This window comes from Brevibacillus fortis (assembly GCF_046196545.1).
In the GTDB taxonomy this organism is placed as follows: domain Bacteria; phylum Bacillota; class Bacilli; order Brevibacillales; family Brevibacillaceae; genus Brevibacillus; species Brevibacillus fortis_A.
In genome coordinates this window covers 3,574,875-3,588,719 of the sequence record NZ_CP176370.1, presented here as the reverse complement: position 1 = coordinate 3,588,719, position 13,845 = coordinate 3,574,875, and the positions used below count along the sequence as shown (strand labels likewise).

The window sequence follows — 13,845 nt, the reverse complement described above, 5'->3', positions numbered from 1 at the left end:
ATAATAAAGCAGCGGTGAGTCTAAGAGTAGTGTTTTTAATCCTCCCAAAGTGGGCAGTCCACAAAATGATGATCCTTCCTGCATTCAAGAAGTAGAGATTGGCTCTTTGTTCGAAGATTAATCCTTTCGTAGCAGCTGAACTCTTTGTCGTAATTCCTGGTCTGTTAACGACTCCCATTGCAACAAAGCCTCATATGGATCATCACCCGGAATATGAAAGTATTGAGCAAACGCAGGCTCTGTTTTGATGCCGCTTTGCTTTAGAGCTCTGATATGTTGGTACGCATCGAAGCCTCCTATGTCTAACAATCGTGCTTCGATGTCCATATGACGATAGGCGTTTTGCTTTTCGACAACTACCGGTTGAGCAAACAATTCAAACCAAAAGTCAACTGTGAAAAACGAGATAACGCACGTGGGAATACTTTTTATATCTAGGTGTGCCACTTCAAATCCGGGCAAGCGGCCAAACTCTGTACGAACAACCTGCTCAAACTGTTCCAGATCATGACTCTCGCAAATAATGTCGAGATCGCTTTGCACAACATCAATGTCCAATGGGATGGTTCCGGCAAGTACTGGACGGTAATCGGATAGTACTTCCAAGATGTGTGTCTGTTGAATTGCTTCCCACGCCGCTTTTTGGCGCATCGTTCCTCTGCCCAAGTAAGAGAGATCATGCCAATTTCTCATGAGACTACCTCCATGTCTACTTTCTTTTAAAATAGTTTAGACAAAAGTGAATAAGTACGCAACGAAATTGATAATCACTCGTATACCTAGATGAAGGGAGTGTAGTAGATGGAAATATTTTTGTGGATTGTGGTTGTGTTATTGTTCTTGCTAAGCATCGCAGGGATTTTTTTGCCTGTTTTACCTGATACGATATTGCTGTGGGCGGGCTTTTTGCTCTATCACTTTTTTATTGCAGATCCGGGAGCGGGATTGCCGGCATCCTTTTGGTGGGGAATGGTCGTTCTAAGCATTCTGCTTTACGGTGCTGACCTGCTGACGAATATGTACTTCGTGAAAAAATACGGAGGGTCCAAATGGTCGTCTATTGCTGCTGCGGTCGGAATTATCCTCGGGATTTTCGTTTTCCCGCCGTTTGGTATGCTGATCTTGCCGTTCGTATTCGTCGTTCTCGTAGAGCTGATGGTGCAGAAGCAGTCGATGGAGCGAGCAGTGAAAGCGGGCTTAGGCTCACTAATCGGATTTTTGGGCAGTGCAGTCGTAAAAGTCATCTTGCAAGTTACGATGATCATCTGGTTTTTTATCGCCAGATAATATACAGAAAACGAAAAGGACAGCCGAGGCTGTCCTTTTTTACGTGGAAACTAGTGAATGAGTCGATAAACACCGATGACTTTACCGAGAATGGTGACATGCTCCAGGATGATCGGTTCCATCGTGGCATTTTCCGGTTGGAGACGAAAGTGATTCTTTTCTTTGAAAAATCTTTTGACGGTCGCTTCGTCTTCTTCTGTCATGGCTACGACAATGTCACCATTGTTGGCTACGTGCTGCTGGCGAACAATGACGTAGTCTCCGTCGAGAATCCCGGCATCAATCATACTGTTTCCGGAGACGCGCAGCATATAGACCTTGTCAGAAGTCACGATATTGTCTGGAAGCGGGAAGTATTCCTCCACATCCTCAATGGCAGTAATCGGTTGTCCAGCGGTTACTTTTCCGATTACTGGCACACGGACGACAGAGTCTTCGAAATTGTCTTGAAAACGATCTTCATCTGATAGCAATTCGATGGCACGAGGTTTGGTAGGATCTCGACGAATGAGGCCCTTCTTCTCTAAGCGTGCCAAATGTCCATGTACTGTTGAGCTGGAAGCTAGTCCAACAGCCTCCCCAATTTCACGTACAGAAGGCGGATATCCTTTATCACGAACTTCCTTTCGTATGAACTCGATGATGGCTTGTTGTCTACTCGATAATTTTGACATAGAAAGACACCTCTGATTTCTCGAACATATTTTCCTATATTATACCATGGGAGCTTGCGTTCGACAAACATAAGTTCGATTCTTTGTTGACATGAACATATGTTCTCATTTATCATGAGGTTACAAGTGATCAGAACGTATGTTTGTGAGGAGGCCATTATTATGAATTCATTGACAGTACGTAATCGTTTCGAGAAAAAAGAAGAACGTCGTGTTCGTTTTGGTGTCACGAGAGGACAAGCTCTCTTGTTTCTTATTACATTTACTCTCTTTTTTTACTTGTTGACCGAACTAGTGTTTGCTTCTTCGCCAATGGAGGAGCCACAAGGTATAGAAGTAATCGTACAATCTGGAGATAGCTTATGGTCATTAGCTGTTCAATACAATACAGATCAGCATATGGATGTTCGCGACTATATAATAGAGATTAAGGATGCGAACGGTTTAGAGAGCAACAGGATTTACCCAGGTCAGACTCTCATCCTTCCTGATACTCCGTAAGTGTTCGGATGTCTTGCGGGATCATTCGAATGTGGTATAATGAAGCGGCACTAATACAGAGTGGGAGGAACCAGCAGTGGTATCTGACGCAGAAATTAAACGCATTAACGAATTGGTCAAAAAATCTCGCGAAGAAGGTTTGACTGAAGAGGAAAAGCTCGAACAAAAAGCATTGCGCCAAAAGTATATTGACGCTGTTAAGCTTTCATTGAGAGCAAATTTGGATTCCATCCGTTATGTGGAAGACCTTGAAGAAAATAAGCCAAAACAGTAAGATAACAATTACTGATACGACAGACATCCTCGCTTGACGCTAGGGTGTCTTTTTCTGTGACATACATAAACGCTTTGATAGCCAGGGGGGAAAGCGATGGCGTGGATAGCTGTGGCGGTTGGAGGAGCAGTTGGCTCTCTTTTGCGCTACCTTTTGTCTTTGCTCGCGAATCAGCCGGGATGGCCGTGGGGAACCTGGATCGCCAATGTATGTGGATCTTTGATCATCGGCATCTTGTTCGTGCTGGGGAAGGAACGTGGCTTTTTATCTCCGACACTCTATCTCTTATTTGCAACGGGGGTCATGGGAGGATTTACGACTTTCTCTAGCTTCTCCTTGGAAGTGGTCTCTTTTTGGGGAGAAGGCCACCTGTTGCGTGGCACTTTGTACGCTCTCCTCAGTTTGGGAGTCGGTCTACTTTCTTGTGCGGTTGGAATATGGCTGGCTAGGCAATGGTCCTAATACGTTCAATGACACGATACATGTGAGGGGGAATGAATGTGAGTACACAGCATCGTGATTATGAGGTAGAACAAAAAAAACTGGATGAAACAATTTCCGCGATCGACGAAGAAATGGAGCAGCTTCGCAATGATATTCGCGAGGCAACAGATGACTATGTGAAACAGGTCGTTAACTATAATAAAGCAAAGGATTTGCGCTACCTGGAAGATCAGGGTCGAGAGAAGCCTTATTTCGGCAGAGTGGATTTCTTGAAGGATGAAATCTACGAGCTGGATCAGGTTTACATAGGAAAACGGGGAATTGTACGCAGCGATACGTTTGATTCTGTCGTCGTGGATTGGCGTGCGCCTATCGCCAGTCTTTATTATTCCGGCGAAAGCAAAGAAGCGTTCTATCGGATGGGACGCGAGATCGTGCGTGGTGAAGTTCGATTAAAGCGTAATTTTGCGATTGAAGACGGAAAGATCGTCGGTATCTATGATGGAGCGGTGAAAGAAACGATTAACCGCGAAATGGGGCATCCTGACGAATTTTTGCAAGAGGGCTTCATTGATGAATTTTTGGCAGCCAATCTGAATCAGGCGAACGATAGCAGGCTAAAAGACATCGTCGCTACGATTCAATCCGAGCAAAATGATATTATCCGGGCGGAAAAAGAACGGCCCATTGTTGTGCAAGGAGTAGCGGGGAGCGGAAAAACAACCATCGCGCTGCACCGACTCTCCTATTTGATTTATAACTACCAGGATTCCATGATGTCCAAAAAGTTCATGGTGTTTGCACCTAACCGGATGTTTCTTACCTATATATCCGAGGTTTTGCCTGAGCTGGGAGTCGATGACGTTCAACAGTCTACCTTTGTAGATTGGGCAGCGCGTCTTGTGAAGCCTCTGCTGCCAAAAGGATGGAGAATCGTGAGTCCCGATAAGCCTCTTCAATTGTTCTTCGAAGAGGGGCAGGATGAGCGCCAGCAAGAAATGACGCGAAACAGGCTTCGCTTCAAAGGATCGCTCGCTTGTCGGGAGGCGCTGGAACAATACATTCGGCATATCGTCGAAACGAGAATCCCTTTTAAGAAGCTCAGCTTTTTATACAACAAAACGAAGCAAGTCTTTTCCATTCCGGGTGATTTTATTCGCCAATGCTTCCTGGAGCAATTCGCCAATATGCCGTATCATCGACGGGTAGAAGCGCTTCGCAAGCATTTGAAACAAGAAATGAACAAGCAATTGTTTGCCCATTTGCGAGAGCGGAAAGTCGATTTGGACAAAGAAGGCTTGTACAAATTCGAGAAAATGCTGGAGCAAATACTGGACACGTACCTGACTTCGTTTCCAAGACTGGAAATCTTCGCAGCTTATCGCGAGTTGATTGCTGACGAGGAATTGCTGCGCAAGCTCGCACCTGCTGACATTTCAGATGAAGTTGTGCGTGATGTGACTCAGTCAAGTGCTGCGCTGTTTGCAGAGGAGAGATTGGAGCCGGAAGATATCGCGCCATTGCTATACTTGCAGCATAGTGTTGAAGGAATGAATAAGGCAGAGCATTTTGATCATACGGTCGTGGATGAAGCACAAGACTTGAGTGCGTTAGAAATAGCCGTCATTGCATTGGCAACCAAGCGAAACTCTCTAACGATCGTAGGAGATATTGCGCAAGGCATTCATAGCTACCGAGGGATTCATGCGTGGGAAGAGTTGACGAAGGGGATTTTTGCACAACTGTTTCCTTCCTACTATACGTTGTCGCAAAGCTATCGTTCGACAATTGAGATCATGCGCTGTGCCAATGAAGTGTTGCGGCAAATTGAATTACCCGAGACGGTATTGGCAAAACCGGTTTTGCGACATGGTGAAAAACCAATCATGGTCAAGGCTCGCTCACGAGCGCAACTGTGGGAAGACATCTCACAGCGTGTGGCTGCCTACCAGTCGGAAGGCTTCAAAACGATAGCGATCGTAGCGAAAACCATTCAAGCGAGTAAAAAAGCACATAAAGGTCTGCAAGACAAGATAGCTGATCTGACTCTGTTAGGCAGCAAGGATAACCAATTTCCGGGTGGCGTAACCGTCATGCCTGCTTTTTTAACGAAAGGCTTACAGTTCGATGTGGTCATTGTACTGGATGTGGACGCCTATCAAAATAATGAATGGGACGCAAAACTGTTGTATGTCGCGATGACACGTCCGGTCCATCGCCTAGTTATGACGCAGGTTGATGACGTTTCTTCACCGTTGCTGAAAGATTTACCGACAGAGCTGTACACCATGGCTATTGACGAATAAGAATCTCATTATCAAAGAAAACCCTCTGCCTGTATAAAAGCAGAGGGTTTATCTGTATCATGCTTAGTGGTCGCCTGTGTTACCTTTGGAAGGGTTAGTAATAACAAAACCTTCTTGCGGCAAGAAGAGATAATCAATGATGATGCCATCCAGCAATGGCTCATCCTTTTTCACGATCACATCGATTTCTTTGTCGGTCGAGATCACAACATCTTCTTCTGTTGGCTTGTCCAGAGCGAGACCGTAGTGTGCATGATCACCGTGAGAGTGAGTAATATAAACGCGCAGTTTCAATTCTTTGTCTTCTTCTGCCTCGATGATTGGAGTCAATTGCTTGGCAGCGTTACGAGTGATTTTTAGTTTCACAGGTCAAATCCCCTAACTGTATGTAAGTTACCCCTCCATCTTAGCAAGAGGGAAATCAGGATGCAATGTTGAAAGTGTTACGATATGTCTAGAGAATGACAACAGGGTGGAAGGAGAGTCATCTATGAAAATCGATTTGCGCAGCGATACCGTTACGAAACCAACCGAGGAGATGCTTCGAGCAATGGCGGAAGCGGAGGTTGGTGATGATGTTTATAGAGAGGACCCAACTGTCAATCGTTTAGAAGCGATCGCGGCTGAAATACTCGGAAAGGAAGCTGCCCTGTTCGTAACAAGTGGCACACAAGGCAATCAGGTGGCTGTTTTGACGCATTGTGTCAACGGAGACGAGGTCATTGCGGAAGCGGATTCGCACATTTTTTACTATGAAGGCGGCGCTATGTCGGCATTGGCTGGCGTACAAACAAGGACGCTGGTTGGAGAACGTGGCGCTTTGCGTGCAGAAGATGTAGAGAGGGCGATTCGGGGCAATAATATCCATTTTCCTCGCACGAAATTGATCTGTCTCGAAAATACACATAATCGCGCTGGCGGGGCGGTAATCTCTGTCGCGCAAATGAAGAGTGTCTATGATATTGCACAAAAACAAGGTATTCCCGTTCATTTGGACGGTGCTCGTCTCTTCAATGCGGCTGTGGCCCAAGGTGTAGCAGTCAGTGAGCTAAGCACTTTTGCCGATACCGTTCAGATTTGCTTGTCCAAAGGGCTGAGTGCTCCAGTAGGTTCCATTTTAGCTGGAGATCGTGCGTTTATCGAAGAAGCGAGATGGTGGAGAAAAAAATTAGGAGGAGGGCTGCGTCAGGCAGGGTATTTGGCAGCCCCGGGCATCATCGCTCTGACACAGATGACCGAACGATTGGCAGAAGACCATGAACGGGCACAGCAATTGGCAAAAGGCTTGCGCCAGCTATCGCTTCAGGTCGAGCAAGTCGAGACGAATATCGTGCTGGTGAATACAGACTCGATTGGACAAACAGCTGTCGCCTTCTTGGAACGATTGGAGGAAAAAGGACTGCTCGCTGTTGATTTTGACGAGTACGTCATTCGCTTTACGACGCATCGACACATTAGCGATCAACATATTGAGATCGTTTTGGAAGCAGTAGAGCAATTATTGCAAACGGTGTAATTGTTTCAACCGCTTGTAGCCAGTCTGAACCGGAAGACTGGCTTTTTTCTTTGTCTCAACAATTAATTCAAAATAATTAGACAATTTGTACAAAATAAGAGTTTATACGCGATCTGTTTTTCGCCATACCGTCTGATTTGTTTCGTCTACACTTGCGTTATCATGGTAGTGTGATAAAGCGAAAGTGTTTCCTGGTGTATGGAATCGAAAGGAATCAAGGGGGATGGTCTCAATGAGAAAAAGGATGAGCTTCATTTTGAGCTGCTTCTTGCTGCTTCAAGTTTTAGCGGGATGTAGTCCAAGTGAAACGGCGGTAACGAACAAATCGAATGATCAGGCATCTAAACCAACGCAGCCAACGGGAAAAGAGATGGTATTGAATTGGAACGCAGACGGTGGAGAGCCTCCGACAGCAGATCCCGGACTTGCTTCCGATGGCACTTCCTTTGATGTCATTACTGCCTGTTTTGAAGGATTGACTCGCTATGGACCGGATGGGAAAATAGCCAACGCAATTGCTGACAGTTATACGGTATCCGAGGATTTGACGACGTATACGTTCAAATTGAAGTCGAATGCGCTATGGAGCAACGGAGATTCGGTAACCGCCCATGATTTTGAGTTCGCCTGGAAAAGAAATCTCGATCCGAAGACAGCATCCGAATATGCCTACATGCTTTATTTCATTAAAGGGGCTGAGGAATTCAACACAGGGAAAGGTTCGCATGAAGACGTAGGGGTCAAAGCGCTAGACGATTTTACACTAGAGGTCAAGCTCAATTCGCCAGCTCCGTTTTTTTACGAGCTGACGGCTTTCCCAACATTGTTTCCTTTACATAAAAAGACCTTGGAGGCACATCAGGACTGGGCAGCGTCTCCAGATAACTACGTGGGTAACGGCCCATTCAAAATGGAGCTATGGGAGCATAAAAACAAATTAATTCTTGTGAAAAACGATAAGTATCATGACAAAGATACCGTGAAGCTCGACAAGATCGTCTGGAGCATGATTACTGATACGAACACCGCTCAAGCATTGTTTGATTCTGGTGAATTGGATTGGGCAGGGCATCCAACCTACGTGTTGCCCGTCGATGTGATCCCTGCTTTGCAGGAGGAAGGAAAAATCGTAATGGCACCGTATCCGAATACTGTTGCCGTCACCTTTAATACAACCATGCCCCCTTTTACGAATAAGAAGATTCGACAAGCCTTCTCGTATTCGATCCAACGACAGCCTCTTGTAGACGGAATTGTGCAGACAGGGGTGCCTGCGGCTTTTGCATGGGTTCCGCCCTCAATGCAACTCAGCGGAAATGACTATTTTCAAGAGGATGTAGACAAAGCCAAACAGTTATTGGCTGAAGGGTTAAAGGAGCTGGGGCTTTCGACGATGCCTGAAGTGACCTATACATATGGATCAGGTGACGATCGTCAGAAAAAGCTGGCGGAAGCGCTTCAGGATCAATGGAAAAGAAGTCTAGGAGTAGATGTAAAAATCAGCGGCTTGGAGGAAAAAGTTTTTTTACAAAACAAGCGCTCCAAAAACTATCAGTTTGCCTACCGAAATTGGGGGGCTGATTTTAACGACCCCATCAATTTCTTGGAAATTTTCAAGGACAAAACAGTGGGGACGAACGACGCTGCTTGGGAAAATGATAGATACCGAGAGCTCATCGTCCAGAGCTACTTGGAAAAAGACCCGACGAAGCGTAATGCGATCATGCGTGAGGCAGAGACTATCTTAATGGAGGAAATGCCGATTGCTCCCGTGTATTATGGCGCAAGACCCTATATAAAAAATGACAGAGTCAAAGGATTTTTGATCAACCCGTTTGGCGGTAGGGATTTTAAATATACAACCATCGAACAATAAAAGACGTAGTAAAGTCTTGCCGTGTCCGGAAAATTGGAGAGCGGCAAGGCTTTTTTTGGTTCCATTCGGTTGACTCACTTGTGTGTAATTCAGACCTGCCAATGAAATACTATAGCTATCCAACATAGGGGAAAAGAGGGATGGATATGATCTCGGCAAAAGAGCGAGAACGCATTCTCAATCAAATGAAACGGGACGAGAGCAAGATTGTCAACATCGTCCTAAACGATTCTAATCAGGTTGCAGGCGAAATTGAAAAAGCCAACCACCAAGGCATTTTCCTGGTGGATGGCCGCTACTACGGGTACGAGGACATCAAAGAAATCAATGGCTCGTAATGGTTACAGACGGGGAGGGGGGAAGAAGTAGCGCAAGGCGTCAGGTAGCTCTTTTTGCCACAACCCCCAGACGTGATTCCCTGGTTTTTCTCGATAGGACAAGGTTGCTTGCTTGTCCTCAAGAATCTGTTTTGCCTCGCGATTCCATTGGACGAAATCGAAGGTACCCGCACTTGTTTCCACAGCTGTCTCATCGAGGCCAACGACCATCCAGATTCGCAGCCAGGATAGGCTGGACTGATTCAAAAGCGGGTCGAGTGTCGTTTGGAAAAACGCCCCGGACAGCGCGAGTACTTGTGGAAAGAGATCGGGGTTTTTCAATGCGAGATGCAAAGAAACGGTTCCACCCAAAGAATCTCCTGCCAGCACACGTGAGGCAGGATCACGGCGTACAGGATAGCGTTCCTCTATGTAAGGAATCAGCTCTTCGGTGAAAAAACGCTGATAGGTTGCGTTTCTCGACCCTGATGGAGAATACTCACTCGTGCGCTTGTTACGGTCGACTGAGACACCGACGACGATGTAGGGCTCGATACCTTCTTCCAGAATCAATTGATTGGAGATGGTCGCGATTCGCCCCATCGTAAAAAAGTCGTTCCCATCCTGGCAATACACAACAGGGTAAGAAAGAAGCTCATTGTACCCCGGCGGTAGGTATACTTTGACCGAGCGGGGAGTGTCCACGTGGATGCTGGGCACTTCTTCTTTCATTATGGTTCGCTTTACATAGTCAGACATCGATTCACACTCCCTGTTTGCTCAAATGAAAAACTAAGCCTTGAAAAAAACTGATACAGCTTATATAGTAAATGATAACAGAGAGGAAATAAACCCTGTAATATCAATACTGTAACACATTAAACAGGTATTTCATCTGCAATATAACAGGGTGTTGCAAACGGCGCTGTAAGCCCTTTCTTGCACCATGCAACTTTCTTCTGGTTTTTATCAGGGTCACTTCCGCCGCGAATTGCATTCGTCGCTCATCGAGCAGATGCTCAGATAAAGGCGACAAAGGGCAACTCGGAAAAAGGAAGTCCCTTATTCTAGTGACGAGGTGAATGTGATGAGCGTATCCACTGCTGTTGAACAAACAGAGAACAACGCCCCGCTGCAAATTCTTGCCCCGGATGGTACGGTTGTTCGTCCTGACTTGATGCCTAAGCTCTCCGATGATGAATTACGTGAACTGATGCGTAAAATGGTATTTACCCGTGTATGGGACCAACGCGCAATCAGCTTAAACCGCCAAGGTCGTCTTGGTTTCTATGCACCAGTAGCTGGTCAAGAAGCAAGCATGATCGGTTCCGAGGCTGCTCTTTCCAAAGAAGACTTTGTCCTTCCTAGCTACCGTGATATTCCACAAATGGTATGGCATGGTTACCCTATGCACAAAGCATTCCTGTACTCCCGCGGACACATCGAGGGTGGCAAAATTCCTGAAGGTGTAAACGTATTGATGCCACAAATCATCATCGCGGCTCAATGTACACAAGCAACAGGTGTGGCAATGGGTTACAAGCTGCGCGGTGAAAAGAAAGTTGCGATCAACTACTTTGGTGACGGTGCGACTTCCCAAGGTGACTTCTACGAGGGTATGAACTTTGCAGGGGTATATAAGCTGCCTGTTATCTTCTTCTCCCAAAACAACGGTTATGCAATCTCTCTGCCGTTCGAAAAACAAACGGCTTCTGAAAATATCGCAGTCAAAGCAGTTGCAGCTGGTATTGCTAGCGAACGCATTGACGGTATGGACATTCTCGCAGTTTACTACGCGGTTCAACAAGCAAAAGAGCGCGGCGTGAATGGCGAAGGTGCGACTCTGATCGAAGCAATGACGTACCGTTATGGTCCTCACACCATGGCTGGTGACGACCCAACTCGTTACCGTACAGGTGAAGAGCAAAGCGAGTGGGAACTGCGCGATCCATTGATCCGCTTCCGCAAGTTCCTCGAAGCAAAAGGCCTCTGGAGCGAAAAAGACGAAGAAGCTGTCATCGAAGAAGCGAAAGCAGCTGTTGCGGACGCCATCAAAAAAGCGGACGAAACTCCTAAGATGAAAGTTAGCGAACTGATCGATGTAATGTTTGAGACACTGCCGCCTGCACTCGAAGAGCAAAAGGCAGAATTCCTGGCGAAGGAGTCGAAATAAGCCATGGCACAAATGACAATGGTTCAAGCCATTACGGATGCAATGCGCGTAGAGTTGAAGCGCGATGAAACCGTTCTTGTCTTCGGTGAAGACGTAGGTAACAACGGCGGGGTGTTCCGTGCAACAGAAGGTCTGCAAGCTGAGTTCGGCGAGCAACGCGTTTTCGATACGCCGCTCGCTGAGTCCGGAATCGGCGGTTTGGCTGTTGGTCTTTCCGTAAACGGCTTCCGTCCAGTAGCAGAAATTCAGTTCTTTGGTTTCGTATTTGAAACGTTCGATGCTATTGCATCTCAAGCTACTCGTATGCGTTACCGTTCCGGCGGTCGCTTCACGAGCCCAGTCACATTCCGCTCCCCATTTGGTGGCGGTGTGAAAACGCCTGAGCTGCATGCTGACTCTTTGGAAGGCTTGATGATGCAAACTCCGGGTCTGAAAGTGGTTATCCCTTCCAACCCGTATGATGCAAAAGGACTGCTGATCTCCGCGATTCGCGACAATGATCCAGTTGTATTCCTTGAGCACATGAAGCTGTACCGTTCCTTCCGTCAAGAAGTTCCAGAAGGCGAGTACACGATTCCACTCGGCAAAGCAAACGTAGTAAAAGAAGGTAGCGATGTTACCATCATCACCTATGGTGCGATGGTGCATACCAGCCTGAAAGCAGCAGAAGAAATCGAGAAAGCGCGTGGAGCAAAAGTAGAAGTAATCGACCTGCGCACCATTAGCCCACTCGATATCGATACCATCGTGGATTCTGTGAAGAAAACAAATCGTGCGATTGTGGTTCAAGAAGCACAAAAAACGTCTGGTGTTGCGGCAGAAATCATCACGCAAATCAACGAGCGTGCGATCCTGCATCTCGAAGCACCAGTGCTGCGTATTACCGCACCAGATACCGTTTACCCGTTTGCACAAGCAGAAGATGTATGGCTGCCTGACGTAAAACGCGTAGTAGATGGTCTGACTCAAGTCCTCGATTTTTAATTGAGAAACGGACATAATGGCGGAAAAGTTGAAAGCTTTCCGCCTTCTTTTGGGAAATATAGGCTTACTACTATGGCGAAGTGTTATAAGGAGGAGATACTGTGAGTCGTTTTACATTCAGACTCCCGGAGCTCGGCGAGGGTATCCATGAAGGCGAAATCGTCAAATGGCACGTACAGCCCGGAGATTCCGTAGAAGAAGACCAAGTCATCATGGAAGTACAAAATGACAAGGCGGTTGTAGAAGTACCGTCGCCTGTTAAAGGGAAAGTTATCGACCTGAAAGTAACCGAGGGTACGGTTTCTGTAGTCGGCGATCCACTGATCGAGTTTGACGTAGAAGGCGAAATTCCGAACCTGCCAGACCATGGTCATGGCGATTCCCACGCTGCTGAAGCGGCACCAGCGCCTCAAGCTGCAGACAAAATGGAGCCAGGCTGCGACATCGGTTCCCAAGTGAGCGCAAATGCGAACCAAGCTCTCGAAACGCCAATGGCACAAGCAACTGCAACTGCAGTAGCGGCACCGATTGACCGTAAGCATGTGTTGGCTACACCTTCTGTTCGCAAATACGCTCGTGAAAAAGGCATTCAATTGGCTAATGTACCTGGTACAGGCAAATTGGGTCGCATCACACGCGAAGACGTAGATCGCTTCGTATCTGGTGGAGCAGCAGCACCAACTGCACAAGCAGTGGCAGCTCCAGTAGCAACTGAGGCTCCTGCAGCAGCTACAGGTGTAGCACAAGCAGCAGCGGCTCCAACTGTTCACCACACACCTCAAGCAGGCGAGCTGGAAGAGCGCGTTCCGCTGAAAGGTATGCGTAAAGCAATCGCGAAAGCAATGGTGAAATCTGCTTACACAGCACCACACGTAACGATCTTCGACGAAGTGGATGTTACAGCGCTTGTCGCTATGCGTAAAGATGCGAAGCCACTTGCGGAAGAGCGTGGTGTGAAGCTGACTTACCTGCCGATGATCGTGAAAGCAGTTGTAGCTGGTCTGAAGAAATTCCCAGAACTCAACGCTTCTATCGATGATGAAAAACAAGAAATCATCTTTAAAAAGTACTACAACATCGGTATCGCTACCTCGACAGAAGACGGTTTGCTCGTTCCAGTTGTGAAATCCGCTGACAGCAAATCCATCTTCCAAATCGCAGGCGAAATCGGCGAGCTGGCGAAGAAAGCACGCGACCGCAAAGCGACTGCTGATGAATTGAAAGGTTCTACTTTCAGCATCACAAACATCGGTTCTGCGGGCGGTATGTTCTTCACGCCAATCATTAACTATCCAGAAGTAGCAATTCTGGGTGTTGGCCGCATTAGCGAAAAACCAGTTGTGAAAAACGGAGAAATCGCGGTTGGTCAAATGTTGCACCTGTCCTTGAGCTTTGACCACCGCTTGGTTGATGGCGAACCTGCACAGCGTTTCGTCAACTACGTGAAGCAGCTCCTCGAAAACCCAACGCTGCTCGTCATGGAGGGATAAGAG

15 protein-coding genes are annotated in these 13,845 nt (G+C 46.9%); 11 read left to right on the top strand and 4 right to left on the bottom strand.

What is annotated here, in order from left to right; translation table 11 throughout:
- Positions 1-117 precede the first annotated feature (117 nt).
- Positions 118-693 carry a DUF4269 domain-containing protein gene (locus ACKKE8_RS17645; protein WP_409174217.1) on the bottom strand — a complete coding sequence of 192 codons (576 nt, stop codon included), beginning with the start codon at positions 691-693 and terminating at the stop codon, positions 118-120.
- A 108-nt stretch (positions 694-801) separates the two neighbouring features.
- Between ACKKE8_RS17645 and ACKKE8_RS17640 the strand changes: the two genes are divergently transcribed.
- Entirely contained in the window at positions 802-1,287 is a 486-nt protein-coding gene (locus ACKKE8_RS17640) for a DUF456 domain-containing protein (RefSeq protein ID WP_409174216.1), read from the top strand.
- A 50-nt stretch (positions 1,288-1,337) separates the two neighbouring features.
- Here ACKKE8_RS17640 and lexA read toward each other — a convergent pair whose 3' ends face one another.
- Positions 1,338-1,961 carry a transcriptional repressor LexA gene (gene lexA / locus ACKKE8_RS17635; RefSeq protein ID WP_007718939.1) on the bottom strand — a complete coding sequence of 208 codons (624 nt, stop codon included), beginning with the start codon at positions 1,959-1,961 and terminating at the stop codon, positions 1,338-1,340.
- 162 nt (positions 1,962-2,123) lie between these two features.
- On the opposite strand from lexA, the gene ACKKE8_RS17630 reads away from it, so the two are divergent.
- The 4 genes from ACKKE8_RS17630 to ACKKE8_RS17615 all read left to right on the top strand — a co-directional run bounded on the left by ACKKE8_RS17630 (position 2,124) and on the right by ACKKE8_RS17615 (position 5,486).
- Positions 2,124-2,462, top strand: coding sequence for a LysM peptidoglycan-binding domain-containing protein (locus tag ACKKE8_RS17630; RefSeq protein ID WP_409174215.1), 339 nt, complete (start codon positions 2,124-2,126; stop codon positions 2,460-2,462).
- 76 nt (positions 2,463-2,538) lie between these two features.
- Complete coding sequence (locus tag ACKKE8_RS17625) at positions 2,539-2,736, top strand: DUF896 domain-containing protein (protein WP_007718933.1); 198 nt, start codon at positions 2,539-2,541, stop codon at positions 2,734-2,736.
- 96 nt (positions 2,737-2,832) lie between these two features.
- Positions 2,833-3,198 (top strand): fluoride efflux transporter CrcB, encoded by a 366-nt coding sequence (gene crcB, locus ACKKE8_RS17620; protein WP_017249166.1) that lies wholly within the window; start codon positions 2,833-2,835, stop codon positions 3,196-3,198.
- A gap of 38 nt (positions 3,199-3,236) precedes the next feature.
- Positions 3,237-5,486: a HelD family protein gene (locus tag ACKKE8_RS17615; RefSeq protein ID WP_409174214.1), complete on the top strand. Its 2,250-nt coding sequence runs from the start codon at positions 3,237-3,239 to the stop codon at positions 5,484-5,486.
- A gap of 63 nt (positions 5,487-5,549) precedes the next feature.
- Here the strand turns inward: ACKKE8_RS17615 and ACKKE8_RS17610 are convergent, their stop codons facing one another.
- A complete protein-coding gene (locus tag ACKKE8_RS17610) occupies positions 5,550-5,852 on the bottom strand; it encodes an iron-sulfur cluster assembly accessory protein (protein ID WP_144614795.1) in 303 nt (100 codons plus the stop codon).
- Positions 5,853-5,976: 124 nt separating this feature from the next.
- Here ACKKE8_RS17610 and ltaE point away from each other — a divergent pair, with 124 nt between their 5' ends.
- From ltaE to ACKKE8_RS17595, 3 genes are all read left to right on the top strand, one after another.
- Positions 5,977-7,002 (top strand): low-specificity L-threonine aldolase, encoded by a 1,026-nt coding sequence (gene ltaE, locus ACKKE8_RS17605; RefSeq protein WP_409174213.1) that lies wholly within the window; start codon positions 5,977-5,979, stop codon positions 7,000-7,002.
- A gap of 232 nt (positions 7,003-7,234) precedes the next feature.
- Positions 7,235-8,878, top strand: a complete 1,644-nt coding sequence (locus ACKKE8_RS17600; RefSeq protein ID WP_409174212.1) for a peptide ABC transporter substrate-binding protein — start codon at positions 7,235-7,237, stop codon at positions 8,876-8,878.
- 140 nt (positions 8,879-9,018) lie between these two features.
- A complete protein-coding gene (locus tag ACKKE8_RS17595) occupies positions 9,019-9,216 on the top strand; it encodes a hypothetical protein (RefSeq protein ID WP_047067647.1) in 198 nt (65 codons plus the stop codon).
- Between the two features lie 3 nt (positions 9,217-9,219).
- On the opposite strand, the gene ACKKE8_RS17590 is transcribed toward ACKKE8_RS17595, so the two are convergent.
- Positions 9,220-9,954, bottom strand: coding sequence for an alpha/beta hydrolase (locus ACKKE8_RS17590; RefSeq protein ID WP_409174211.1), 735 nt, complete (start codon positions 9,952-9,954; stop codon positions 9,220-9,222).
- 328 nt (positions 9,955-10,282) lie between these two features.
- Between ACKKE8_RS17590 and pdhA the strand changes: the two genes are divergently transcribed.
- From pdhA to ACKKE8_RS17575, 3 genes are all read left to right on the top strand, one after another.
- Complete coding sequence (gene pdhA, locus ACKKE8_RS17585) at positions 10,283-11,368, top strand: pyruvate dehydrogenase (acetyl-transferring) E1 component subunit alpha (protein WP_016743455.1); 1,086 nt, start codon at positions 10,283-10,285, stop codon at positions 11,366-11,368.
- 3 nt (positions 11,369-11,371) lie between these two features.
- Complete coding sequence (locus tag ACKKE8_RS17580) at positions 11,372-12,352, top strand: alpha-ketoacid dehydrogenase subunit beta (RefSeq protein ID WP_047067643.1); 981 nt, start codon at positions 11,372-11,374, stop codon at positions 12,350-12,352.
- Between the two features lie 101 nt (positions 12,353-12,453).
- Entirely contained in the window at positions 12,454-13,842 is a 1,389-nt protein-coding gene (locus ACKKE8_RS17575) for a dihydrolipoamide acetyltransferase family protein (RefSeq protein WP_409174210.1), read from the top strand.
- Positions 13,843-13,845 lie beyond the last annotated feature (3 nt).

What these genes read in the sequence shown, in the direction of transcription:
- ACKKE8_RS17640 (WP_409174216.1), top strand. Translation starts at nt 802, where the DNA reads ATGGAAATATTTTTGTGGATTGTGGTTGTGTTATTGTTCTTGCTAAGC.
- ACKKE8_RS17590 (WP_409174211.1), bottom strand. Translation starts at nt 9,954, where the DNA reads ATGTCTGACTATGTAAAGCGAACCATAATGAAAGAAGAAGTGCCCAGC.
- ltaE (WP_409174213.1), top strand. Translation starts at nt 5,977, where the DNA reads ATGAAAATCGATTTGCGCAGCGATACCGTTACGAAACCAACCGAGGAG.
- ACKKE8_RS17580 (WP_047067643.1), top strand. Translation starts at nt 11,372, where the DNA reads ATGGCACAAATGACAATGGTTCAAGCCATTACGGATGCAATGCGCGTA.
- crcB (WP_017249166.1), top strand. Translation starts at nt 2,833, where the DNA reads ATGGCGTGGATAGCTGTGGCGGTTGGAGGAGCAGTTGGCTCTCTTTTG.
- pdhA (WP_016743455.1), top strand. Translation starts at nt 10,283, where the DNA reads ATGAGCGTATCCACTGCTGTTGAACAAACAGAGAACAACGCCCCGCTG.
- ACKKE8_RS17645 (WP_409174217.1), bottom strand. Translation starts at nt 693, where the DNA reads ATGAGAAATTGGCATGATCTCTCTTACTTGGGCAGAGGAACGATGCGC.
- ACKKE8_RS17600 (WP_409174212.1), top strand. Translation starts at nt 7,235, where the DNA reads ATGAGAAAAAGGATGAGCTTCATTTTGAGCTGCTTCTTGCTGCTTCAA.
- lexA (WP_007718939.1), bottom strand. Translation starts at nt 1,961, where the DNA reads ATGTCAAAATTATCGAGTAGACAACAAGCCATCATCGAGTTCATACGA.
- ACKKE8_RS17595 (WP_047067647.1), top strand. Translation starts at nt 9,019, where the DNA reads ATGGATATGATCTCGGCAAAAGAGCGAGAACGCATTCTCAATCAAATG.
- ACKKE8_RS17630 (WP_409174215.1), top strand. Translation starts at nt 2,124, where the DNA reads ATGAATTCATTGACAGTACGTAATCGTTTCGAGAAAAAAGAAGAACGT.